This window comes from Ureibacillus xyleni (genome assembly GCF_900217795.1).
Lineage (GTDB): Bacteria > Bacillota > Bacilli > Bacillales_A > Planococcaceae > Ureibacillus > Ureibacillus xyleni.
The window spans coordinates 78976-101020 of record NZ_OBMQ01000009.1 but is presented as its reverse complement, the minus strand read 5'-3'; the positions used below and the strand labels follow the sequence as shown (position 1 = coordinate 101020).

The following is a 22045-nucleotide window of genomic DNA, read 5'->3' as shown; positions in this document are numbered from 1 at the left end:
ATAATTTTCTCATTGATATCCGTTTTCCAATATATACTGTTACTATGATATTGTATAGTTTTATCCACCAAATGTCATAAAATTGTTCGTTAAGTGCGTTTTTTAAGGATTATTTTTGTCAAAAAATAGTATTTTACTCTTTTTTAAATTAAAATCATTATTATTTTGAAAGGGGATTAGAAAAATGTTCCTCTATTTAACTTCTGGTACTCCAGACTTTATGGAAAAAGTTCGTAAAAAACATAGTAAGGAACACATGATTGTGTTACATGGTTCTGGGAATTCTCTGCTCCTTCATGAAACTGAAAGAAAAACAAAATTTGCAACGCCTAGAAAGTTTGAAGTAATCGACCAATTAAATTCATTAGAGCAAAAGGGCTATTTTGTCTTAAATAACATTCCTGTTACAGACGAGGGCAGACCCATCTTTGAAAAAATCTTTTTAAACCGCGCATCCGCGTTCACCCAAGAGCCAGGGTTTATTGCATACCGTTTATTGCGTCCGATTAAATCTGATATTTATATCGTGTTAACACAATGGACAGGTCCCCACTCCTTTGAAGCATGGAAAAATACAAAAAAATTTACCGAAGCCTATAGTAAACAGGACGCCACACCTGGAGTAGAGAAACAGAACATCTTTAATGCGGCAAGTTATATTACAACTTACTCAGGGAAATTGTTAGATGAGAATTAACGAGGGGCAATATATTAGCTTTTAGGATCGACTTATTTGCTTTTTAATGTCACTTATTTGCATTTAGGCTCCTTTTATTTGCTTTATCCACATATAAAAACAAAAAAGTGTTTTATAAGCTATAAATGCTTCTAAAACACTTTTTACTTTTCTTAATAGGAATAATCATGCTTCGAAGGATCTTTAGAAACTCTAAAAGTGATCTCATTCAATAGAAGAATGATAATCGCTGGTACAAAAAATAATGGTTGGCCAATCGAACAAAATAACACAATGATTGCTTGAACGACCATAAATAAGCGTAATACTTTTTGCACTGCCTCTTTCCTCTGTGACTCTTTAACAGGATAAAGCCTGTCCATTCGGAAATCTTTTGATGATAATAAAGCATATTTTAATTGAAGAGTAGTTGCAAATGCTAATGCCCCCGCTACAATCCATGTAACAATTGGAATATTCACAATAAAAGCAATTACTCCTGAAATTACTGTTAGACGAACCCATAAGTAAAAATGATCATCCGTTCGTATAAACGTTCTATAAACAAGATAGCTTTGGGTACTTTTCTTGCTAAATGGAACGATATTATAGACAAAGTTTAACCAGCTTCGATGTTTGATAGATCCTTTTAAGTGCGGTACATCAGTAAAGTAGTTCGCAAATCGATAAAAAGCCATCATTCGATTTTGTTCTAATTTAACAAAATGCTCATATGGAATCGGTTGTTTATTTACTTTTTTCTTAAGTGAAGTGTTGTATACAATTAATAAAACAACAAAAATGATTGCTAATGTATAATTTATTGTTAGAGCAGTTTGAATCGTTAAAATTGAAAGTAACGCTCTTGTAATGCGGTCGATTATAACATTTTCTCCACGATTTCCATAGCGGTAATTAAATTCGATTTGCACATTTAAATATTTTAATATAGCAATAAACAGAACTCCGAGCCAAATTTCCGTAGTCGATAATTCTGTTACGGCTTTCAATAAAGGTATAGCCACGATATAAATTACAACAGCAAGTCCAACTTGTGACCAAAACGTATAATTTAATGCCTTCTTAAAATATAATGACATTTTAGATTCTAAAGGTAATAAATAAACTTGATCTGGTTCACGTAATAAGGTAACCGGGCGACTTATCGCTAAAATAACACCAACGACAAGCGAAATAATCCACTCTGCTGGAAACGTATTAGGTGCAACTTTTAACCACTCACTATATTGATACCCTACTGCCCCTACAATGAACACTAAAACGAGAGCCAAATGCCCTGTAAAAACATAACGCATATATTTTTGCACTTCATTTATATAATGGTTGAATCGCGTAGACCATACCTCATACAAACTATTCATGGTCTTGCTCCTTCGTCATTGCGATATATAAATCATCTAGTGTAGCAGTCGGCATATTAAAGCTTCTGCGTAAATCATCCATTGTTCCTTGAGCACGAACTCGTCCTTCATGCAACAAAATAATTCGATCACAATGTTTTTCTGCTGTGGATAGAATGTGTGTTGACATTAATATAGAAGCACCAGCTTTTTTCTTCTCATCCATTTGATCAAGTAAAGATTGAATTCCAAGGGGGTCAAGTCCTACAAATGGCTCGTCAATAATATATAATTTCGGATTAACTAAAAACGCGCACATAATCATTACTTTTTGACGCATACCTTTTGAAAAGTGAGATGGAAACCAATTTAAACGTTTTTCCATTCTGAATTCTTTTAATAATTCCTCTGAACGCAACTTTAACGTGCTTTCATCAATGCCGTAAGCCATGGCTGTTAACTCTAAATGTTCCTTCAATGTTAGTTCATCATATAGCACTGGTGTTTCTGGAATATATGAAAAAGATGAACGATATTGATCAATATCCTCACTTAATGTAATTCCATTTAAACGAATTTCACCTTTTTGAGGCAAAAGAGTCCCAATAATATGTTTAATTGTTGTACTTTTCCCCGCACCATTAAGACCTATTAAACCTACTAGCTCTCCTTTGCCAATTGAAAAATTCAAGCCTTTAATTACTGGTTTTCTTGTATAGCCACCTGTAACATCGCTTAGCTGTAACAATGTCATTTTTTAACTTCACTCCTATTCTTTCTACATTTTAACAAAAAACGCGATTGGAATCAGTTGTCATATGTTAAAATATATAGAAAACATATTTGAAAGGATGCTTACAATGAACGATTGCATTTTTTGTAAAATTATTGATGGTACTATTCCTAGCGTGAAAGTTTATGAAGATGAAAACGTCTATGCCTTTATGGATGTTGCACCTTTAACAAAAGGACATACACTACTTGTACCAAAACAGCACGTAAAAGATCTTTTTGAAATGCCTGAAGAAGTTGCAAAAAATTTATATGCAGTTGCTCCAAAAATTGCAAATGCCATTAAATCTGCATTTAACCCAGCTGGTATGAATACAATTAATAATAATGGTGCTTTTGCTGGTCAAACAGTTTTCCACTATCATTTACACTTCATTCCACGTTACGATGAGACAGATGGATTACAATTTAGATGGGAAACAAAACAAAACGAATTTACACCAGAAGTTTTGCAAAATGTTGCTTCACAAATTACAAATAGTTTGAATGCCTAACTGATAACATAACGCGGCCAAATTTTTGGTTGCGTTTTTATTATGAGGTGGAGAAATTTTTCTATTAGTTTATTAAAAATCTCATATCCCTTTTATTCTATTGCACTATATTGCAAATTATTAGTTTTGCCATTAAAATTAAATGTAAGTTTCGCTAACGGCAATAAGCTGCACGTTAGGAGGCGACTAGCATAGAAATGTAGAGGAGAGTTAGCAAATGAATACGAAGAATCTTGTTTTAATGGCGCTTTTAGTCGGTGTAGGGGCAGCACTTTATTTAATTATCCCTGGTTATGGTGAAGGGATGAAACCAGATTTCATGTTAACAATGATGTTTATTGGGATATTACTGTTCCCAACTTTTAAAGAAACATTCTTATTAGCAATCACTACAGGTGTACTTTCTGGTTTATTCTCAACATTCCCTGGTGGATTTGTGCCAAACATTATTGATAAACTTGTAACAGGCATAGTATTTTTTGTAATTGTTTTAGCCTTACGTCAATTAGGACAAAAGGTTGCTGTAGGTGCAGTGCTAGTAGGTTTAGGAACTATTCTTTCAGGAACTACTTTCTTATCAATGGCATTATTACTAGTAGGGTTACCAGGTGGTGCAGCATTTAGCTTCTTATTTATGGCCGTTGTATTACCAGCAGTTGGTCTTAATGCTGTAACATTTATTATCATCTACCCGATTATTACGAATCTATTAAAACGCTCAAAATTTAGCACATCAATTTCACAAGCTTAGTAAGTATAGACAAAGTCCTCGTTGGCTTTGTCTATACTTATTTTTTTGTACTTTTAAGATAATTTTAATTATTCTTAAAGGTCATTATATTCAATTTTGTCGATTCATGGTTTAATATGGTTAACAATAGGAGAATCATTATATTAATGAATCCATTTTTATTTATAAGGAGCTGAACAAAATGCGTGCCAAACCATTTTTACTTGGAATTTCTACTGGAATAATTGGAGGGTTGACAGCCATTTTATTTACTACGCCTCAAACCGGTCCACAACTCCGCTCAAACATCATCACAAACTCTAAAAAAGCTAAAGAAAATTTATTAGAACTAAAAAAGCATACCAGCAATTTAAAAGATGCTTCATTCTCTTTAAAAAATGAAGTCGAAAATAATATACCGAAAATAATTACCGAGTTAAAAGATTCAATCTCTAGTTTTAAGCAAGCAATTGAACCGGACGCAACAAAGCTAAAAGAAGAAATAGAAGGTTTACAGAAATCTATTACCGAAATCGAGAATAATTTATCAGAACTAAATAATAAGAAGTCTGAGGAACAATAATTTCACTAGGTTAAAATACCTATAAAAACCTGTATTTTTTGGCGCTTTACCATCATTTTTTTCATATTCATAATATTTTTTGAGCACTTTTCAATTATTTCATTTTTCTAACTTTAAACTTTTTTCTTTTATTGCTATAATATTTTCATATTGTTAATGTTAAGGAAAGAAGAAGGTGATGGTGATGGCTTTGCCTGAAGAAAGTTATACGATGAAAGAAGCTATGCTCTATAGTCAAAGAATTGCACAACTATCCAAAGCACTTTGGAAAGCCGTAGAAAAAGATTGGCAACAATGGATTAAACCCTATGACTTAAACATCAATGAGCATCACATTTTATGGATTGCGTACCATTTAAAAGGTGCATCTATTTCTGATGTTGCAAGATTTGGGGTAATGCATGTCTCAACAGCATTTAACTTCTCCAAAAAGCTAGAAGAAAGAGGCTTTTTAAAGTTTTCTAAACGTGATGACGACAAACGTAATACGTATGTCGAACTTACAAAAGAAGGAGAAGACTTAATTTTGCTCATGTATGATCATTATTATGATACTGAGCATTCCATTCTAAATGGGTCACTTGCTTTAAAAGAACTATACGGTCGATTCCCAGAGTTTTTAGATGTAATGGCAGTTATTCGAAATATTTACGGGGAAGATTTTATAGAAATCTTTGAAAAGTCTTTCAATAATTTTAAAGAGTCACTTGTAGAAGATGATGATAAACTGATTGTAAAAAGATAGTTTTATAGAATTGATTGAAACACAAATTGAATGTTAACAATGATTATGAGTGTAGAGATACACTCTTTTTCTTTTATATTTTAAAATTACAATGTTCTTCCTCTGAATTAAACATCTTTGGAATGTTTTTGGGGATTTTTCGGTACCTTTTCACGTTTTTTAAAAGAAATGTGGCATTTTTACACTTTTTCATTTAAACTATCTTCACTAAAGTTTTAAAGGGGTCTTGGTTGTGCATTGTTGGAAAACAATTAATATAAAAAACGAATACGGTTCTGCATGGCTTACAATCGTATCAATTTCAATATTTATCCTTATTTTTTCCTTTACCTTTGTACTATTTGGACGCATTCATCCATCATTTTACAAGGATGATTGGTTATGGCTTTTTATTATATTCTTTGTTTTCCTTTATCCACTGCATAAGTTAACCCATTATTTTTCCTTACTCGGATATAGAAAATCTGTGAAATTGCGAGTGCGAAGAGAATATTTAATTATTCCAGTTCTTATAGTGAGAATAAAAAAAGAAATACCTAAAAACCGATATATATTTACATTATTAGCACCTTTTTTTCTTATAAATGGAATATTAATTTTATTAGCGATATCATTTCCACAATTTACTCACTTTTTATGTATCCTACTATCGTATCATTGTAGTATTTGCTTAATAGACATATTATGTGTTAAAGATCTAATACCCGCTCCAAGGGATTCTGTAATTGAAGAGACGCCAAAGGGCTATGAAATATTGGTCCCAACTAAGATTTAAAAGTACTATTTACTTGTATTAGATTAACATTTCTTGTTATTCTTAGTGTTGTAAAGAGAGGGGAGGAATAGACTTGCTACTTTTAGTTATAGTGCTATTCTCTGTGTTTTATTTATTCCAAATAAATCGTATGACCTATGCACTTGTTACTCAAAAAGATATTCCCGAAGAAAAACATGCAAAAATATTCCGCACAATAAATGTTTTAATTACAATTCTTTTAGTATCGTTCTATGTAGAAGTATCAGTTGCAATGTAGCTTAATTTTTGGGGTGTTTACCAAAATAAAGTTAAAGCAGGCGGTATAAAGTAGAAGAGCTAAAGGCAATTGCCTTTAGCTCTTCTTCGTCTTTTCATCTGTCCTTATTAGTAGATATATGCTGCACCAACAATAATTAATAAGATGAACAGAACAACTAATAGCGCAAATCCATTTCCGTATCCGCCACCGTAGCTATTTCCCATCACGACACCCCCTTTCAAAAACTATATTATGCAGGTACTACTCCTGTATCTAGGCTGTTCAACTGAAACCATTTTGTTTTTCAATCGTTTATGTTATAGTATCTATGGATTTTAATTGATGTTAGGAGAGTAAATAACAAATGAAAAAAACTTTATTAGCAATAGCACTTTCTTCTTCAGTATTACTTGCTGCATGTAATAACGCAGGAGATGAAGTAGTTGTTTCGTCAACTTACGGGGATATTACAAAAGATCAGTTTTATGATGAAATAAAAAATCTTGCAGGAAATGCACTTCTAGAACAAGTAGTTATTGAACAAATTTTAGAAAATAACTATAAAGTATCAGAAGATGAAGTAAAAGAGCAATTTGAGTCAGTAAAATCCCAATATGGAGATCAATTCGAAACTGTATTAGCAGCTAACGGTTTATCTGAAGAAGCGTTTAAACAAAATATTCGTTTCTCACTTCTTCAAGAAAAGGCTACAAAAGATGTAGAAGTAACGGATGAAGAAATTAAAGCATATTACGATCAAGCGAAATACGAACTTAATGCTCGTCATATTTTAGTTGCTGATGAAGAAACAGCTCGCTCCGTTTACGAAAAACTAAAAGCTGGTGGCGATTTTGCGAAATTAGCTAAAGAATATTCAACTGACGGCTCTGCTCAATCAGGTGGCGACCTAGGTTGGTTTACTGTAGGTGCGATGGTACCAGAATTCAATGATGCAGCATATGCCCTTGAATTAAATGAAATTAGCGAACCAGTTCAATCTGAGTTCGGCTTCCACATTATCCAAGTAACGGACAAGCGTGAAGTTAAAGATTACGGTACTTTAGAAGAGAAAAAAGACGAAATTAAAGATACAATCGCTGCTACTAAAGGTGATTGGAACGCAAAAGTTGCTGAATTAATTAAAGATGCAAAAATCGATATTAAAGATGAAGACTTAAAAGATGCGTTAAAGAACTACCTTGGATCTGAAGAAGAACCAAAAGAAAAAACTGACGCTAAAGAAGAAGAAAAATAATTTTACAAATAGAAAAGTGCTGGCTAGAAATGAAAATTTCTAATCAGCACTTTTTTAATGTTAAATTTTCTTCACAAACTCGGATTTTAATTTCATGGCACCAAAACCATCAATTTTACAATCAATATTGTGATCGCCTTCAACTAATCGGATATTTTTCACCTTTGTACCGATTTTTAATGTCGATGAACTACCCTTTACTTTTAAATCTTTAATTACAGAGACCGTATCTCCATCCGAAAGAAGGTTACCATTCGCATCTTTGACTACTAATCCTTCTTCTGCTTGTTGTGCGTTTTCTGTCCATTCGTATGCACATTCAGGACAAACATAAAGCTCTCCATCTTGGTAAGTATATTCTGAATTACATTTCGGGCAATTTGGTAAATTCACTCGTAATCTCCTCCATTTTCCATCAGTAAGACCTGTTCTAGTATATTAAACCTTATATTACTTTTCAATCTTTTCAACCATTTTCCCTATATTAGTGAACAAAAACAAGGGAAACTTCATCGTTTTAACTCTCTAATTCCTTCTATCCACCTGACCATTCCAAAAGGCTGCCCCTATTACCAATGCGCCACCGATAATATTGCCAAGTGATACTGGTATAAGGTTTGCAAAAAATCCTCCTATTGTTACAAGTTCACTATGTGGAATCATTAAAGCAATTGAAAGAAGCGTCATATTCGCCACACTATGTTCAAACCCGGATGTAATAAAAGGAAAAATACAACAGAAAATCATACCAAGTTTCGCTGATTCACTTTTTAGTCTAAAAGAACACCAAACAGCTAAACAAACCAAAGTATTACAAAGGATCCCCCTAAACAGAAGTTCTAAAAAAGGAGCATTCATTTTAGCCGCAGCTATTCTATCGGTATATGCTGCAATATCACCTTCATGTAATCCAGTCATATAATACATAAATGCACAAAGCACAGAGCCAATTAAATTCCCAATAAAGCTAAAAATCCAAACGACAATTGTATTCGACCAAGTAGTTCGCTTTTCTAAGGTGCCAACAGCCATAATAAGATGGTTTCCTGTAAATAAATCTGCCCCTGCCATAACGACAAAACTTAAGGCTACCCCAAAGGATATCCCTTGAATGATTCTCATGTATGGACTTTCAACAGGGTCGAGTAAACCGCCTATCGTAATTAGTAGGATAATCCCGAACCCTACAAAAATGCCACCTAACATTGTTAACATAAGGTAGCTTATTTTACTTTTTGATATCGTATTAACTCTTATAATCGCCGCGTTAGAAAGGCCCTCAATCGTTTCTCGCAACCTCGTTCACTTCTCTTCATCATTAGTATTTTACTAGATTATACATAGAAGAATTGTTAAATAATAGGTTTAATATAAAAATAAGACACCCGCATTTGGGTGCCTTTATCATTATTCAAATGTTGGTTTGTAAAAAGAACGATTATCGAGTGCGAAGATTCTTTCTGTATATTCTCCAGGTTTCGTTTTAGACAATGCTCTTGTTAACATATTCATTTTGGCATCAATATTGTCAATGTAATGGAGAATTTCAGCTTCTTGAATCATCGGCTTTTTCGGACTTCCCCATTCTTCTTTTCCATGATGAGAGAGAACAATATGCTTTAATACCATAACTTCTTCCCCATCAATGCCTAATTCTTTTGCAGCTTGACCAATTTCATCTACCATAATAGTAATATGGCCTAACAAATTCCCTTCAACTGTATAAGACGTTGCGATTGGGCCAGTTAACTCCTTTACTTTCCCAATATCATGAAGAATAATCCCAGAGTATATTAGGTCTCGATTTAAAGTTGGATAAAGGTCACAGATAGATCTACCTAGTCGAAGCATCGATACAACATGATCTAATAACCCTGAAGCATAGTCGTGGTGGTTTTTGGACGCAGCTGGGAAAACCGTTAATTCCGCCTGATACTTTTTAATTAAGAATCTAGTAATTCGAGAAATATTGGCGTTTTTAATTTCAAAGAAAAACTGCGTTAACTCTTCGTATAGCTGTTCTTTTGGTGTTGTGGAGGAAGGAAGTAAATCATTAATTTGAACTCCTTCATCTGCTCGAGCTATGCGTATTTGCTTAATTCGTAGTTGGTTCTTCCCACGATAATCATGAATTTCTCCGCCAATATGAACAATGACTTCAGGGCGATACATATTTTCATGATCTTCGTTTGTGTCCCAAAGTTTCGCTTCAATATCCCCACTCTTATCTTGTAAGATGAGTGTCATGAAAGGTTTACCGACCGTTGTAACTCCCTTTGTCGCTTGTTTTATTAGTAAAAATTGATTAACTGGTTCCCCCGCCTGGAGTTGTGTTATTCCTTTCACTGTGAAAACACTCCTTTGTATCATATTGCATTTTTCTTTATATAAACGATAACTTCATTGTACCATGCAAACTGCTATTTAACGATAAATCATGGTGCACTTTTTATGATAAATTGCCATGAATCTCTTATAATTGTATTATCTTTCTAAAATAAGGGGGTTACTGAATTGGAGAATTATCGTTTCACAGCATTTGAAAAAACAGGGGAAATTTTATTCGATGAAGTATGGAGTTTTAACAACGATGAAGCGGCTAAAGTAGAAGGACAAAAACAAATTGAAGAAAAAGGCGTTGCAGAAAAAACCCATCGTCTTGTGAACTCTTCGGGCAAGTTAATTTTATTTCACGTTTAATCTATTTTTAGTGGACCGGGCAAATTTGCTTGGTCTTTTTTACGCTCACTTAAAAATTTAGAATGTTTTCTAGACCTGTGGCATTATGTTGGGTTGAAGTGCAATTTTCTAATTTCTCCTTTGATTTTGTCTTTATTGGCTTTATGAATACCATTTTATCGAACTCTCCTTCGATTTTTGTCTTCATCGGTTTTATATAACACAGTTGAACCATTCATCTCACTTTACGCAGGCTAAGCCATAGTAAGCTCATAAATAAAAAAAGGTGGTCATAGTTCACCACCCTCTGCTATACCTATTTCCCTTTAAACTGTTGAGTCCGCTTTTCAATAAATGCTTTAATGCCTTCTAAATGGTCTTCTGTTTTTCTCATTCTTTTTTGGGCTTCAGCCTCCGCTATCAGCACATTTTGAAGCTCAGGGAATTTTTGTGAATGTAAAATTGCTTTTGTTTCCAAAACAGCTAATATTGGAGAAGCTAAAAACTTGCCAACTAATTGATCAACAACTGCTTCAACCTCATTTTCTTCAGCAATATGATCAATTAACCCAATCTTAAGCGCTTCTTTTGGCTCCAAAATAGATCCCTGCCAAATCATTTGCTTTGCTTTTGGGACACCGACTCGTTCCTTCATAAAGAAATGTCCTCCTCCATCAGGAACCAACCCTACACCAATAAAATTCATCGCCAATTTACTCTTTTCTTCGGCTACGATAACATCACAGCCTAAAGCTATGCTAAATCCTAACCCTGCGGCTGCACCATGGATTTGTGCAATCGTCACCATTGGAAGTTGATATAAGGCTTGAATCATTCGGCTTAAATAGCCCATTATGATTTCAAAGTCCATTGGGTCACCGGACGTTAACATCATTTTGATATCACCGCCAGCTGAAAACACTTTCCCTTCGCCCTTAATAACTAATATTTGCACTTCTGGATTATCCTTTAGAAATTCAAAACAATCCGCTAATTCTTGCATCATTAATAAATTCAACGTATTTGCTGCGTCTGGTCTATTAAAAGTTAATGTCGCTCGACGGTCTGCAATCTCTACCTTAATTGTTTCATATGCCATTAAATCCACCCCTATCAATGAATGAGTATTCATTTATTATTCAAGATTTCCTATCATTTCACCTTTATTTTTTTATATCTTTCCCAACTCATTTAGTTGCAAACAGGTGGCATACTACAATTTCTAATAATTCGCTTTATTCAAGTAAATTGTAAAATAATGAATATAGCCTTCTGGGTATAATATTATTATACAATCGCAATAATATTCTGACTTCACCTGCTCTTTTTGCCACATTGAAAGCTATGATTTCATGCCGAACGCTTTCACTAAATACGAATGTTCCGAAGTATATAATCCAGAATGTTCGTTAATCGCTGTCGAATTTAAGCGTTTTCATAATTAATATTAATTTTTTTCTTAAAATCTGTTGACATAACTGAACATTAAGGATTATGATGTTAACAATTAAATCAACGAAAAAATATTATGACGGAGACATGCTTTATCTCTAGAATCTATAGAGAGCTGGTGGTTGGTGCGAATCAGCGTTTCTACGATAAATGTTCCACTCCTGAATAGAATGGCGGAAATTTTAGTATGCCATTCCGAATTATGCACGTTACGCATGAACTTTCGAGGTTGTACGAAAAGTAGAAATATTTTCGTCAACGAAAAAGGGTGGTACCGCGTAAGATTGATAATATAGCCTTTCGCCCCTTACACATTGTAGGGGGTGGAAGGCTTTTTTATATTTTATTAACGAAAGGAGATACGTTCTTAATCCATTTCTAAACTTCACAAGATTCCTTCTAGTCCCTAAACTAGTGAAAATAGGTCCACATTAAACAAATAAGTAAAAATATTTTGTAAACTAAGGAGAGTTTTATTTATGGTAACTAAATTAGAAACTGCTACAAATGTAATTAATGTATTTATTGCTGATCCATTAAGTGAAGATGGAATTTTTCCTCTACGCCAAGAAACAGAATTAAACTTAAATGTGATTGTAGATACTGGTTTAACTCCAGAACAATTAATTGCAAAAATTGAAGATGTTGATGTTTTACTTGTGCGTAGCCAAACAAAAGTAACTCGTGAAATTATCCAAGCTGCGAAAAATTTAAAATTAATCGGTCGTGCTGGTGTTGGTGTTGATAACATCGACTTAAATGCCGCTACTGAACACGGTATTATCGTTGTTAATGCTCCAGATGGAAATACTAACTCTGCAGCTGAACATACAATCGCTATGATGACATCACTAGCTCGTCATATCCCACAAGCATATAACACACTAAAAAATGGTGTATGGGATCGTAAAACTTATGTAGGTGTTGAACTTAAAAACAAAACTTTAGGTGTTGTTGGTTTCGGTCGTATCGGTGCAGAAGTTGCTTACCGCGCAAAAGGTCAACGTATGGAAGTAATGGCTTATGACCCATTCTTAACTGAAGAACGTGCAAAAGAGCTTGGTGTAACAAAAGCTACTGTAGAAGAAATTTGTGTAGCTGCTGATTTTATTACAGTTCATACACCACTTTTACCAGAAACACGTAACTTATTTAACAAAGAAAAATTCGACATGATGAAACCAGGCGTACGTATCATTAACTGTGCTCGTGGTGGAATTATTAACGAAGATGATTTATATGATGCAATCGTTGAAGGTAAAGTAGCAGGTGCGGCTCTTGATGTATTCGTAGAAGAACCAGCTACAGATCACAAACTTTTAACGTTACCACAAGTAATTGCAACACCACACTTAGGTGCATCTACTATTGAAGCACAAGAATCTGTTGCAGTGGACGTTTCTAACGATATTATTAAATTCTACAAAACAGGTACTGTAACAAACCCAGTTAACATGCCATCAATTCCAAAAGAATTACTTGCACAAGTTGAGCCATTCTTTGATTTAGCAGAAAAATTAGGCGCATTTTTATCACAAGTAACAGCGGAACCAGTAAAAGAAATCAATATTTCATATGCAGGTGAAGTAGCTAACTATGATGTTCGCCCATTAACTTCTAATGCTTTAAAAGGTTTATTAAAGAAAAACCACGGCGAACATGTGAATGATGTAAATGCTCGTTACTTATCAGAACGCATTGGTGTTAAAATTAATGAACATAAAACAACGACTGCAAAAGGATTCACAAACTTAATTACTGTTGAAGTGAAAACACAAAATGAAGTACACACGGTTGCAGGTACTTTACTAAACGGTTTAGGTGCTCGTATCGTAAAAGTCGAAAATTATGTTGTTGACGTAATTCCACAAGGTCACTTACTATACATTAAAAACACTGACAAACCAGGTGCAATTGGCCGCGTAGCTACAAAACTTGCAGAAAAAGAAATCAATATCGCGACAATGCAAGTAGGTCGTGATCAAGTTGGTGGTACAGCAGTTATGATGCTTACAATCGATAACGATGTAACAGCTGAAGATTTAGCTTACGTTGCACAACTTGAAAACATTGATGAAGTAAAAGCAATTAACCTATAATTTACATTTTGATGACTTTGGATTGAATTCCAAAGTCATTTTTTATTTTATAATAACTTCCTTCGATTCGTTCATACTACAGTTAAGAAAGGATGTGATCAACATTTTAACTGAACAACAAAAATCACATTTAAAAAAGATACTTCTTGAACAAAAGGAGTCATTAGTTCGTGATTCTGATTATGATGATGAATATTTAGAACGTGGTAGTATGCGTGATTCTGTCGATGAATTATCAATGGTCGATAATCATCCAGCCGATTTAGGGACAGAACTTTATGAACGTGAAAAAGACATGGCACTAAAAGTACATGATGAGGATGAACTTGCAAAAGTAACAGCTGCACTAGAAAAAATGGAAAACGGTACATATGGAGTTTGCGAAGTATGTCATGAAGATATTCCATATGAACGTTTAGAAGCACTCCCCTATACAGCCTTTTGTATTGAACATACCGATGCAAAGGATATTCCAAAGGGACGTCCTGTTGAAGAACAAGTAATTCTCCCTCCTGTTGATAATTCGTTTTCAGGGCGAGATGATAAAGATGATATTCATGATTACGAGGACACGTTCCAACTCGTTGCAAGATATGGTACATCGGAAACGCCTTCTGACTTTGAAGGTGATTTTGATGACTTCGGGGATCTATATGATGATAACGAAGAAGTTGCAGCAAATGATGAATTTGAATCATACCATGTATCTGAAAAAGATATGCTAACTCAACAAGTATCGCGAAGACAGGTTGAAGAAGCTCGAAAATATGATTACTTAGAATAACAGAAAAGACGTTCTGACTATATTTTAATCAGAACGTCTTTATAAAATTATAATTGTTTAAGTAGCTCTTTAAATTCCGTTAATGATTTCACTTCAAATGTAGGTTTCACCGGCGATTCATTTTTATTATCTTCTCGGTTAATCCACACATTTTTCATGCCAATACGAGATGAACCTAAAATATCCGTATTTAGATTATCTCCTACCATAATTCCTTCTTCTGCCGTAATGCCTGCTTTATCCATCATATATTCAAATAGGCTTGCATCTGGCTTCCCTTTACCAAAGTCCCCAGAAATGATAATGTGATCAAAATATGGTGGAATTTCAGGAGTAATTTCTAGTTTTAAATTTTGTAAACTTGGTGCCCCGTTTGTAAGTAATACTAACTTGTATTGACCTTTTAATTCATCGAGCACTTTATAAGTATCTTCATAAACAAATGGTGATTTTTTACGTTCCTCTACAAATCGTTCTCCTAGTTCTGCCCCAAATTGAGCATCTTCAATTCCTAGAGATTTTAGTCCATTTGTCCAAGCATCTTTACGATAGGTTGGCACAATTTCTTTCATCTTTTGGAAAGAGTCTGTTGGATCATCAAACGTTCCCCATAGTCCTTCAAATGGGTTAATTCCAATTAAAACAGTATAATCATAAGTTTCATAAGCTTCATAAAGTTTGCGAGCTTCAACACGTACTGTTTCTTCTAACTTTTCAGGGTCCACATCATATTTTGTAGCTGCATACTCACATGTCTTTTCAAAAGCTGTTTTAATACTTTTTTTATCCCACAATAATGTATCATCTAAATCGAAAATAATGGTATTAATTGACATAATCTATCTCCTATGTATCAGAATTAAAACTATCTTTATTTTAACATATTTTCGAAAATTTAAGGATAACGCAATGAAAGTTTTAGACCTGTTTGTAATGATTCGTGTGGTTAAGTAATTAATGATTTCCACAGAGCATATGTTACACTTATGAAGACGACATACTTTATGAAAGAGAGGAAATTTCACATGTTAAAGAAATTTGCTTCAGATGCACTTGGACTATCAGATATTGGGAAGGTAATTGATCCACAAGATTACGATAAAACAGAAGCTGATGATTATGTTCTACATGAAAAAGGGGAGAAAATTTTCTTTCTAATAAAAACAAAGGCTGATGAATATTGCTTTACAAATTTAGCATTAATCCATGTTGACGGAGATTCGGCTGTTAGTAAAAAGCGTACATTGAAACGTTATGACTATAAATATAATAGTATTCGCCATGTATCCCTTGAAACTGCTGGAACAATCGACCTTGATGTTGAGATTAAATTTACAATTGGCGAAACTGCTTTAAGCATTGATATTAATAAAAATTATGCTGAAAAAATTCGTGATTTATATAAAAGCTTAATTACGATTGAACGCATGATGAGAGAAAATGAAAAAAATCGAAACTTTATGCTAGATAGTCTTGATTATGCAACTAGAACTTTATCTTCTTCAGGGCATGGCCAAACTGCACCTAGTGAATCATATAAAGCCATTGCAGAATTCACGAACCAATGGCTAAAAGAAAATACAAAGACTTATACAACTGAAGATTTTGGCGATGTATTTGATTTATTTATAAAAAATTAAATTGAAAAAGCATAATCCAAACTTTGGATTATAAATTTATTAGCCTTATCTTCAGCATTGGCGAAGATAAGGCTTTTCTATTAGTTATATAATTCATTTAACATGTTGATTTTTTTCTCAATCGCTTCTTCAAACGTCATGATGTACGCTGCTGGATCTTTTGGGTTGTGGAATTGTGTAATCTTCCCTGTGTCCGGGTTTACAAATTTCGTCGACGCACCACATCCAATTCCTAAAATCGTTTGCACTTCTTCCATAATGACAATATTGTAGATACTTTCTTCCCCCGGCTTACAATAACCTACATTTTCCAAATTCCCTAGAATATTTTTTTGACGGTATAAATAATAAGGAACATAGCCATTTTCACGTGTCCAATCACTTGCCATATCCATCATTTTCGTAACTGTTTCGCGATCTGCTACTTTATATTTGTCTTTATTATGTGTCATTTCTGATGCGCGTTTGAAAGACAATGTATGAACTGTTAATGATTCAGGTTGCATTTTTGCGGATTCATCCAATGAATGTTGAAACTCTTCAATTCCTTCATTTGGTAGACCTATGATTAAATCCATATTAATATTATTCATCCCTGAATTTCGCGACAGCCAAAACTTATCAATTGTTTCTTGTACGGTATGATGACGACCGATTGCTTTTAATGTCTCATCTGTATAACTTTGAGGATTTACAGAAATGCGATCGATTCCCCATTTTTTAAGAACTGCAATTTTCTCAGGTGTAATAGTATCAGGGCGACCTGCTTCTACTGTAATTTCCCGAATGTTCTCAGGATTTGGGAAAGATTCAAACATTGTTTTATATAAAGCATCCATTTCCTCTGCTTCAATTGATGTTGGAGTGCCCCCACCCCAATATACAGAAGTAATATTTATATTATTCTCCTTCAACCATTTGCCCATTGCGCGTATTTCAATGTGCAGACCATCAATAAAGGAATCAACTCTTCCAGATTTTCTGTTACTCTGAATCGCATAGGCTGGGAATGTACAGTACGCACATTTTGTCGGACAAAACGGAACTCCTATATACACTGAAATTTCTTTACCAATCTCATCTAAGTCAGGGATGGTAATTAATTGGCGTTCAACTATTTCACGCATAAGGGAAATTTTCGAATCTGAAATTCGATAATCTTTCTTTAAGACTGCATATATTTCTTCTTCAGAATAACCTTGCTTGCGATACTTATGGTATAACTTCGTAGGTCGCACACCTGTCAAAATTCCCCAGGTTTGAATCATTCCTGTATATTGTTCAAGTACATCTAACATAACATGGGAAAGTGCGCGTTTCATTCGTATTGCTTGTTCTTTTTCTGTGCCAACTGTGTCATATTGAATAGAATAATTACTACTATATGATTGTCCATTTGCAAGCATTTCGCATGAAGTATGGATTTTATTATTTTCATCTATTGAATGTTGGAAACGAAAAGAAAGTTCTGCATCTCGGGCATTTACTACTATTTTCGAGTCTTCGAAAAATAAATTTGCTATGTGATTTAACACACGATTCCAATCTTCTTTAAATTCTTCATTTACTTCGATTATTTTCATCGTAAACTCACTTTCCTCTTTATTTCAATCTTTATATTATAAATCATTTTTATACTGAAACGATAGTATATCATTACTAAAGAGATTAATTATTTACCTTTTACACTATAACATTAGTAAATACTGTAATTAAATTAATATAAATTTCCTATAAGTTCTAGATATAATAAAAAAACTCATATATAATATATAATTATTTCAATATTTAAAAAATTAATAGAGGGGGTAGTAAAATGTCAATTTTTGGGAAAAATAAAACCTCAGAGACGAAAGAAATTATCAACTTCACATCCATCCTTCAACAGTTAAAAATTGATTTTCAGTGTATTCCTGAAGCTAAGTGTGACGAACGAACACTCTATATAACGATTTCTCTCTCATATCAAAATAAAAAATCGGTTTGTGATTTAATTTTCTTGTTAGATCGACCAACACTTACTGGAGCAATATCTTTAAATGAACAGTATGATCAAATTCGAAAGTTTTTCATTGAGCAATTCAATTATACATTACGTTATGAAGATGAAATATTAATTGCAAATAACTTCATGCAAACAAATCAGTTTAAAGAGATATTTAAAGATTTCAATTCAAAAATAAAAAGACCACACGAGAATTTCGTGCGGTCTGCTTATTAAAGCCCGTCATATAAAGATTGGATTGGTTTAACTAAAATACGGTTTACTTCTTCAATTACTTTACTTAAAGCCATTTCAGCTTCTAACATTGCTAAAATTTTTGGACTACCTTGAGCTAATTGAGCAGCTTTTTGTGCATACATTAACTCATCCTCTAGCAATTCCTCACCACTCATTTGTTTTTGTTGCAATTTCATTTGAATGTCGCGGAAATTCGTAAATAGTTTAGTCGCTTCTTCATCAGCACGAACTGCCTCAACAGCGTCCTTTAAAGTATTAAACTCCGGAGTCTGGCGTAGCGTTGCTTCTAACTTATTAATATCATTATAAATGTTAATCAAAAGTTTACCCACTCTCATTAATTAATTTACTAAAAAAACAATCAACCCTTGAACAATTCCAATTACTCCACCTAAAACAGCACCTAGTATTGTAATCATTTGAAGTTCGCGGTTAGCAATGCCAATTACAATCTCTTCTAATTTTTGCAACGGGAATGAATTGACTTGCTCACGAACTACTTCTTCTAGGTTTAGACGTACCAACATTTGTTCTAACTGTTTTTTTGCCTCTGTAAAACCTTTATCAACTAATTTTGGCAATAAATCATTGTTCACATAGTCAATTCCAGTTGGCCAATAATGGTTTATTGTTTGATTTAGTCGATTTTCAATTGCTAGTTCTTTTTTAGCGTATGACTGTATGTTTGATAATATCGGTTCAAATTCAATATCTTTAAGAAAATTTATTGCAGGTTGTTGTTTAATTTTATCCCACTCATTAGAAAAAATGTTAACCAAAAGAATTTTTGTCCCTGGCGCATTGATAAATTTCACAAGTTCTCGTTGAAGTTTTGTTACGATGGATGTTGAATCACCTAAGAACATTTGAACCATCCCACCAAAAGATCCTTTTGATACTAAAAAATCATCCATCATATTTTTAATTGTCGTTTCACCTTGTGTTGATAAAAAATACTCTTCCCCTCTTTGAAGTAAATACATTACAGCTTCAGGAATTTTTCTATCAATGGCTTGGTGTATTTCTTCTGGTAGAAGTTCGTCAATTGTTTTTGAAGATAGTGTATTCATTACATTTAAAAATTGCTTTTCTATTACTGAATCTACTCCAGTTTCAATTGTACTCGGCAAATGCCCAAAACCAGCAATTTGTAACCAATCTAATATTGTTTTATCATCAGTAAAAATAATGCTTTTCACTTTCTTTTGTGTAAAATCTAAAACATTATTTTGCATTTCCTCAGTAAAAAGCTTTTTTTGAAAAACTTCAGGTGTTAATAAATATTTATTTACTGTTACCCCAATCTGTGTTGCAAGTTCCTCTCTTCTTTTCGGCACAAGACCGGGTGTAAATGGTAAACGCCATTTTTTAATATAGATTGGATTGTGAGGTCGGAACAACATTTTTATTGCTAAATAGTTTGTAAATCCTCCTATTGCTGCCCCAACAAGTGCCATAAATATTATTGTGACTAGTGCATTTTCCATAAATAACCTCTCTCGTCATTTAACTTGAAACCATTATAGCAAAGTATTGTAACATAAAGATAATAATAGCCTTTCTTACCTATTTTTAGTACGATTAACGTGAAAAAGAGGTTTCAAAGGGGGATTAATATGTTACAACATTTTCACTTCAAGCCACTATTTGAAAATAGTCAGCTTCCTGGTTGGATCATAACATTTTATTACAAACAGCAATATTATAAAGCTGAGTATAAAAAAGATGGAAAAATTAACTGGATAGGAATAAAACCATCTGAAGAAGAATTACCAGTTGTTGAAAAAATGGTTCATGAATTAATGCTTTTTCATGTTTATGATTAATATGTAGTTTCCAATTTATAAGTAAGTAGACTTTTGTTTAATTATGTAGCTTTGAGCTAACAATATAGAGAAAGTTCTAAGCGAAAAAATTTTATTCAAGTTATCAGTGCTTAACCTATTAATTAATAGACACCAATATTCTTTAATATTCATAATTTTCTCTTTTAAAATTTGTTTTCACGATTTGTATTTTTTCATAAAATATTTTATCATTGTATTATTACATTATTTTTATTTCATGGGAGGTGTACCTTTGTTCGCTCCCCTCATTTGGGCTTGCGACAAAGAACGTATTTGGACGTAGACATAGTAGAGTTAACCATTAAGTTGGCAGCATTTTTCTTGTTAATAGCTGCTACGGCATTTTTCGTTGCAACTGAGTTTGCAATCGTAAAAGTTAGAACAACACGAATTGATCAATTAGTTGCTGAAGGCAATAAAAAAGCAATAAAGGCTAAAAAAGTTATTTCAGATTTAGACGAATACCTATCAGCTTGTCAATTAGGGATTACAATTACAGCCCTTGGTTTAGGTTGGTTAGGTGAACCTACATTTGATATGATGTTACATCCTTTATTTGAATTGTGGAATTTAGATCCAAGAATCTCTTCACTTCTTTCATTTGCTATCGCATTCTTACTTGTGACATATATACATGTTGTCGTAGGGGAGTTAACACCAAAAACGTTTGCCATCGAAAAATCAGAAGAGCTTACTTTAAGACTTTCGGGGCCTTTAATTATATTCCATAACGTTATGTATCCGTTTATCAAACTTTTAAATGGATCTGCACGTAAATTATCTGGATTATTTGGATACAAAATGGCATCTGAATCTGAAGTTGCCCACTCTGAAGAAGAACTTCGCTTGATTTTAGCGGACAGTTATAAAGGTGGAGAAATTAACCACTCAGAATATGAATACGTAAATAGTATTTTTGAATTCTCTGACCGTACTGCGAAGGAAATTATGGTTCCTCGTACTGAAATTGTTAGTATCGAAAAAGATTTAACAGTTAAAGAAGTATTCGAAGTTATGGGTGTAGAACAATATACTCGTTACCCTGTTATTGAAGGTGACAAAGACCACGTTATTGGTTTAATTAACTTGAAACATCTTTTAACTGCTTTTATAAAAAATCCTGCAAACGGTAACAAACCTGTTGTAGATTACATGCAACCAATTATTCGCGTATTTGAAACAGTACCAATTAGTGACCTATTACTTAAAATTCAACAAGAACGAATCCATATGGCTATACTTATGGATGAATATGGGGGTACGTCAGGTTTAGTTACAATTGAAGACATTATCGAAGAAATCGTCGGTGATATTCAAGACGAATTTGACGAAGATGAAATCCCAGAAGTTCAAGAAATTAGTAATGGCCATTATATTATAGATGCTAAAATGTTAGTTGAAGAAGTAAATGATATGTTAGGTATCGAAATTAGTGATGAAGATGTCGATACGATCGGCGGTTGGTTCTTAACTCAACGCTTTGACGCTGACGAAGGAGATAGCTTTGATTTTGAAGGCTATGAATTCAAAATTAAAGAATCAGATGGTCACCATATCCTTTACCTCGAAATTACAAAATTACCTGAAAATGAAAACCCGTTAGACGAAGAAACTGAAGCTAACGAACAAAAATAATTACTTTTCATTAAA

General features: G+C 33.4%; 26 protein-coding genes and 1 other annotated feature. Of the genes, 15 read left to right on the top strand and 11 right to left on the bottom strand.

What is annotated here, in order from left to right; all coding sequences use genetic code 11:
- The first annotated feature begins 184 nt into the window (after positions 1–184).
- The gene (locus CRO00_RS13460) at positions 185–697 is read left to right on the top strand and encodes an antibiotic biosynthesis monooxygenase family protein (protein WP_097074180.1); all 513 of its coding nucleotides are present in this window, start codon (positions 185–187) and stop codon (positions 695–697) included.
- A 152-nt stretch (positions 698–849) separates the two neighbouring features.
- Here CRO00_RS13460 and CRO00_RS13455 read toward each other — a convergent pair whose 3' ends face one another.
- Together CRO00_RS13455 and CRO00_RS13450 are read right to left on the bottom strand one after the other, a co-directional pair.
- Positions 850–2058: an ABC transporter permease gene (locus CRO00_RS13455; protein ID WP_097074179.1), complete on the bottom strand. Its 1209-nt coding sequence runs from the start codon at positions 2056–2058 to the stop codon at positions 850–852.
- The gene (locus CRO00_RS13450) at positions 2051–2791 is read right to left on the bottom strand and encodes an ABC transporter ATP-binding protein (RefSeq protein WP_097074178.1); all 741 of its coding nucleotides are present in this window, start codon (positions 2789–2791) and stop codon (positions 2051–2053) included. The genes CRO00_RS13455 and CRO00_RS13450 overlap by 8 nt, the downstream gene beginning before the upstream one ends.
- Before the next feature lie 106 nt (positions 2792–2897).
- Here CRO00_RS13450 and CRO00_RS13445 point away from each other — a divergent pair, with 106 nt between their 5' ends.
- The 6 genes from CRO00_RS13445 to CRO00_RS13420 all read left to right on the top strand — a co-directional run bounded on the left by CRO00_RS13445 (position 2898) and on the right by CRO00_RS13420 (position 6415).
- Positions 2898–3323, top strand: a complete 426-nt coding sequence (locus CRO00_RS13445) for an HIT family protein (RefSeq protein ID WP_097074177.1) — start codon at positions 2898–2900, stop codon at positions 3321–3323.
- Positions 3324–3540: 217 nt separating this feature from the next.
- On the top strand, positions 3541–4074 hold the full coding sequence (locus CRO00_RS13440; RefSeq protein ID WP_097074176.1) for a tryptophan transporter: 534 nt from the start codon (positions 3541–3543) through the stop codon (positions 4072–4074).
- 181 nt (positions 4075–4255) lie between these two features.
- The gene (locus CRO00_RS13435) at positions 4256–4636 is read left to right on the top strand and encodes a YtxH domain-containing protein (protein ID WP_097074175.1); all 381 of its coding nucleotides are present in this window, start codon (positions 4256–4258) and stop codon (positions 4634–4636) included.
- A 184-nt stretch (positions 4637–4820) separates the two neighbouring features.
- Complete coding sequence (locus CRO00_RS13430) at positions 4821–5381, top strand: HTH-type transcriptional regulator Hpr (protein WP_097074174.1); 561 nt, start codon at positions 4821–4823, stop codon at positions 5379–5381.
- Positions 5382–5613: 232 nt separating this feature from the next.
- Positions 5614–6156 (top strand): DUF3267 domain-containing protein, encoded by a 543-nt coding sequence (locus CRO00_RS13425; RefSeq protein WP_097074173.1) that lies wholly within the window; start codon positions 5614–5616, stop codon positions 6154–6156.
- Positions 6157–6229: 73 nt separating this feature from the next.
- A complete protein-coding gene (locus CRO00_RS13420) occupies positions 6230–6415 on the top strand; it encodes a hypothetical protein (protein WP_097074172.1) in 186 nt (61 codons plus the stop codon).
- Positions 6416–6522: 107 nt separating this feature from the next.
- On the opposite strand, the gene CRO00_RS13415 is transcribed toward CRO00_RS13420, so the two are convergent.
- Positions 6523–6621 (bottom strand): YjcZ family sporulation protein, encoded by a 99-nt coding sequence (locus CRO00_RS13415; RefSeq protein ID WP_036200292.1) that lies wholly within the window; start codon positions 6619–6621, stop codon positions 6523–6525.
- Between the two features lie 140 nt (positions 6622–6761).
- Here CRO00_RS13415 and CRO00_RS13410 point away from each other — a divergent pair, with 140 nt between their 5' ends.
- Positions 6762–7652 (top strand): peptidylprolyl isomerase, encoded by an 891-nt coding sequence (locus tag CRO00_RS13410; RefSeq protein WP_097074171.1) that lies wholly within the window; start codon positions 6762–6764, stop codon positions 7650–7652.
- Positions 7653–7712: 60 nt separating this feature from the next.
- Here the strand turns inward: CRO00_RS13410 and CRO00_RS13405 are convergent, their stop codons facing one another.
- The 3 genes from CRO00_RS13405 to yhaM all read right to left on the bottom strand — a co-directional run bounded on the left by CRO00_RS13405 (position 7713) and on the right by yhaM (position 9998).
- Positions 7713–8045 carry a zinc ribbon domain-containing protein YjdM gene (locus CRO00_RS13405; protein WP_097074170.1) on the bottom strand — a complete coding sequence of 111 codons (333 nt, stop codon included), beginning with the start codon at positions 8043–8045 and terminating at the stop codon, positions 7713–7715.
- 132 nt (positions 8046–8177) lie between these two features.
- Positions 8178–8948 carry a formate/nitrite transporter family protein gene (locus tag CRO00_RS13400; protein WP_097074169.1) on the bottom strand — a complete coding sequence of 257 codons (771 nt, stop codon included), beginning with the start codon at positions 8946–8948 and terminating at the stop codon, positions 8178–8180.
- Between the two features lie 111 nt (positions 8949–9059).
- Entirely contained in the window at positions 9060–9998 is a 939-nt protein-coding gene (yhaM, locus tag CRO00_RS13395) for a 3'-5' exoribonuclease YhaM (RefSeq protein WP_097074168.1), read from the bottom strand.
- Between the two features lie 168 nt (positions 9999–10166).
- On the opposite strand from yhaM, the gene CRO00_RS13390 reads away from it, so the two are divergent.
- Positions 10167–10352, top strand: coding sequence for a YhzD family protein (locus CRO00_RS13390; protein ID WP_097074167.1), 186 nt, complete (start codon positions 10167–10169; stop codon positions 10350–10352).
- Positions 10353–10647: 295 nt separating this feature from the next.
- Here CRO00_RS13390 and CRO00_RS13385 read toward each other — a convergent pair whose 3' ends face one another.
- The gene (locus CRO00_RS13385) at positions 10648–11430 is read right to left on the bottom strand and encodes an enoyl-CoA hydratase (protein ID WP_097074166.1); all 783 of its coding nucleotides are present in this window, start codon (positions 11428–11430) and stop codon (positions 10648–10650) included.
- Between the two features lie 420 nt (positions 11431–11850).
- Positions 11851–12094 (top strand) — a binding site (T-box leader).
- A gap of 168 nt (positions 12095–12262) precedes the next feature.
- On the opposite strand from CRO00_RS13385, the gene serA reads away from it, so the two are divergent.
- Together serA and CRO00_RS13375 are read left to right on the top strand one after the other, a co-directional pair.
- Positions 12263–13882 (top strand): phosphoglycerate dehydrogenase, encoded by a 1620-nt coding sequence (serA, locus tag CRO00_RS13380; protein WP_097074165.1) that lies wholly within the window; start codon positions 12263–12265, stop codon positions 13880–13882.
- Positions 13883–13976: 94 nt separating this feature from the next.
- Positions 13977–14666, top strand: coding sequence for a TraR/DksA C4-type zinc finger protein (locus CRO00_RS13375; protein ID WP_337189420.1), 690 nt, complete (start codon positions 13977–13979; stop codon positions 14664–14666).
- 47 nt (positions 14667–14713) lie between these two features.
- Here the strand turns inward: CRO00_RS13375 and CRO00_RS13370 are convergent, their stop codons facing one another.
- Positions 14714–15502 carry an HAD family hydrolase gene (locus tag CRO00_RS13370; protein ID WP_097074164.1) on the bottom strand — a complete coding sequence of 263 codons (789 nt, stop codon included), beginning with the start codon at positions 15500–15502 and terminating at the stop codon, positions 14714–14716.
- 189 nt (positions 15503–15691) lie between these two features.
- Between CRO00_RS13370 and CRO00_RS13365 the strand changes: the two genes are divergently transcribed.
- Positions 15692–16306, top strand: coding sequence for a PH domain-containing protein (locus CRO00_RS13365; RefSeq protein WP_097074163.1), 615 nt, complete (start codon positions 15692–15694; stop codon positions 16304–16306).
- 80 nt (positions 16307–16386) lie between these two features.
- Here CRO00_RS13365 and CRO00_RS13360 read toward each other — a convergent pair whose 3' ends face one another.
- Positions 16387–17889: a coproporphyrinogen III oxidase gene (locus CRO00_RS13360; RefSeq protein ID WP_097074162.1), complete on the bottom strand. Its 1503-nt coding sequence runs from the start codon at positions 17887–17889 to the stop codon at positions 16387–16389.
- A 233-nt stretch (positions 17890–18122) separates the two neighbouring features.
- Here CRO00_RS13360 and CRO00_RS13355 point away from each other — a divergent pair, with 233 nt between their 5' ends.
- Entirely contained in the window at positions 18123–18527 is a 405-nt protein-coding gene (locus CRO00_RS13355) for a hypothetical protein (protein WP_097074161.1), read from the top strand.
- Here the strand turns inward: CRO00_RS13355 and CRO00_RS13350 are convergent.
- Positions 18524–18868 carry a YlbF/YmcA family competence regulator gene (locus CRO00_RS13350; protein ID WP_097074160.1) on the bottom strand — a complete coding sequence of 115 codons (345 nt, stop codon included), beginning with the start codon at positions 18866–18868 and terminating at the stop codon, positions 18524–18526. The genes CRO00_RS13355 and CRO00_RS13350 overlap by 4 nt on opposite strands.
- A gap of 21 nt (positions 18869–18889) precedes the next feature.
- Positions 18890–20035, bottom strand: a complete 1146-nt coding sequence (locus CRO00_RS13345; protein WP_097074159.1) for a DUF445 domain-containing protein — start codon at positions 20033–20035, stop codon at positions 18890–18892.
- A 129-nt stretch (positions 20036–20164) separates the two neighbouring features.
- Here CRO00_RS13345 and CRO00_RS13340 point away from each other — a divergent pair, with 129 nt between their 5' ends.
- Positions 20165–20374 (top strand): YheE family protein, encoded by a 210-nt coding sequence (locus CRO00_RS13340; RefSeq protein ID WP_097074158.1) that lies wholly within the window; start codon positions 20165–20167, stop codon positions 20372–20374.
- Positions 20375–20701: 327 nt separating this feature from the next.
- Positions 20702–22030 (top strand): hemolysin family protein, encoded by a 1329-nt coding sequence (locus CRO00_RS13335; protein ID WP_202615680.1) that lies wholly within the window; start codon positions 20702–20704, stop codon positions 22028–22030.
- Positions 22031–22045: the final 15 nt, after the last annotated feature.

Bases quoted from the DNA above. Each gene is read 5' to 3' on its own strand.
- CRO00_RS13460 (WP_097074180.1), top strand. From the start codon at position 185: ATGTTCCTCTATTTAACTTCTGGTACTCCAGACTTTATGGAAAAAGTT.
- CRO00_RS13455 (WP_097074179.1), bottom strand. From the start codon at position 2,058: ATGAATAGTTTGTATGAGGTATGGTCTACGCGATTCAACCATTATATA.
- CRO00_RS13450 (WP_097074178.1), bottom strand. From the start codon at position 2,791: ATGACATTGTTACAGCTAAGCGATGTTACAGGTGGCTATACAAGAAAA.
- CRO00_RS13445 (WP_097074177.1), top strand. From the start codon at position 2,898: ATGAACGATTGCATTTTTTGTAAAATTATTGATGGTACTATTCCTAGC.
- CRO00_RS13440 (WP_097074176.1), top strand. From the start codon at position 3,541: ATGAATACGAAGAATCTTGTTTTAATGGCGCTTTTAGTCGGTGTAGGG.
- CRO00_RS13435 (WP_097074175.1), top strand. From the start codon at position 4,256: ATGCGTGCCAAACCATTTTTACTTGGAATTTCTACTGGAATAATTGGA.
- CRO00_RS13430 (WP_097074174.1), top strand. From the start codon at position 4,821: ATGGCTTTGCCTGAAGAAAGTTATACGATGAAAGAAGCTATGCTCTAT.
- CRO00_RS13415 (WP_036200292.1), bottom strand. From the start codon at position 6,621: ATGGGAAATAGCTACGGTGGCGGATACGGAAATGGATTTGCGCTATTA.
- CRO00_RS13410 (WP_097074171.1), top strand. From the start codon at position 6,762: ATGAAAAAAACTTTATTAGCAATAGCACTTTCTTCTTCAGTATTACTT.
- CRO00_RS13385 (WP_097074166.1), bottom strand. From the start codon at position 11,430: ATGGCATATGAAACAATTAAGGTAGAGATTGCAGACCGTCGAGCGACA.
- serA (WP_097074165.1), top strand. From the start codon at position 12,263: ATGGTAACTAAATTAGAAACTGCTACAAATGTAATTAATGTATTTATT.
- CRO00_RS13370 (WP_097074164.1), bottom strand. From the start codon at position 15,502: ATGTCAATTAATACCATTATTTTCGATTTAGATGATACATTATTGTGG.
- CRO00_RS13365 (WP_097074163.1), top strand. From the start codon at position 15,692: ATGTTAAAGAAATTTGCTTCAGATGCACTTGGACTATCAGATATTGGG.
- CRO00_RS13360 (WP_097074162.1), bottom strand. From the start codon at position 17,889: ATGAAAATAATCGAAGTAAATGAAGAATTTAAAGAAGATTGGAATCGT.
- CRO00_RS13355 (WP_097074161.1), top strand. From the start codon at position 18,123: ATGTCAATTTTTGGGAAAAATAAAACCTCAGAGACGAAAGAAATTATC.
- CRO00_RS13345 (WP_097074159.1), bottom strand. From the start codon at position 20,035: ATGGAAAATGCACTAGTCACAATAATATTTATGGCACTTGTTGGGGCA.
- CRO00_RS13340 (WP_097074158.1), top strand. From the start codon at position 20,165: ATGTTACAACATTTTCACTTCAAGCCACTATTTGAAAATAGTCAGCTT.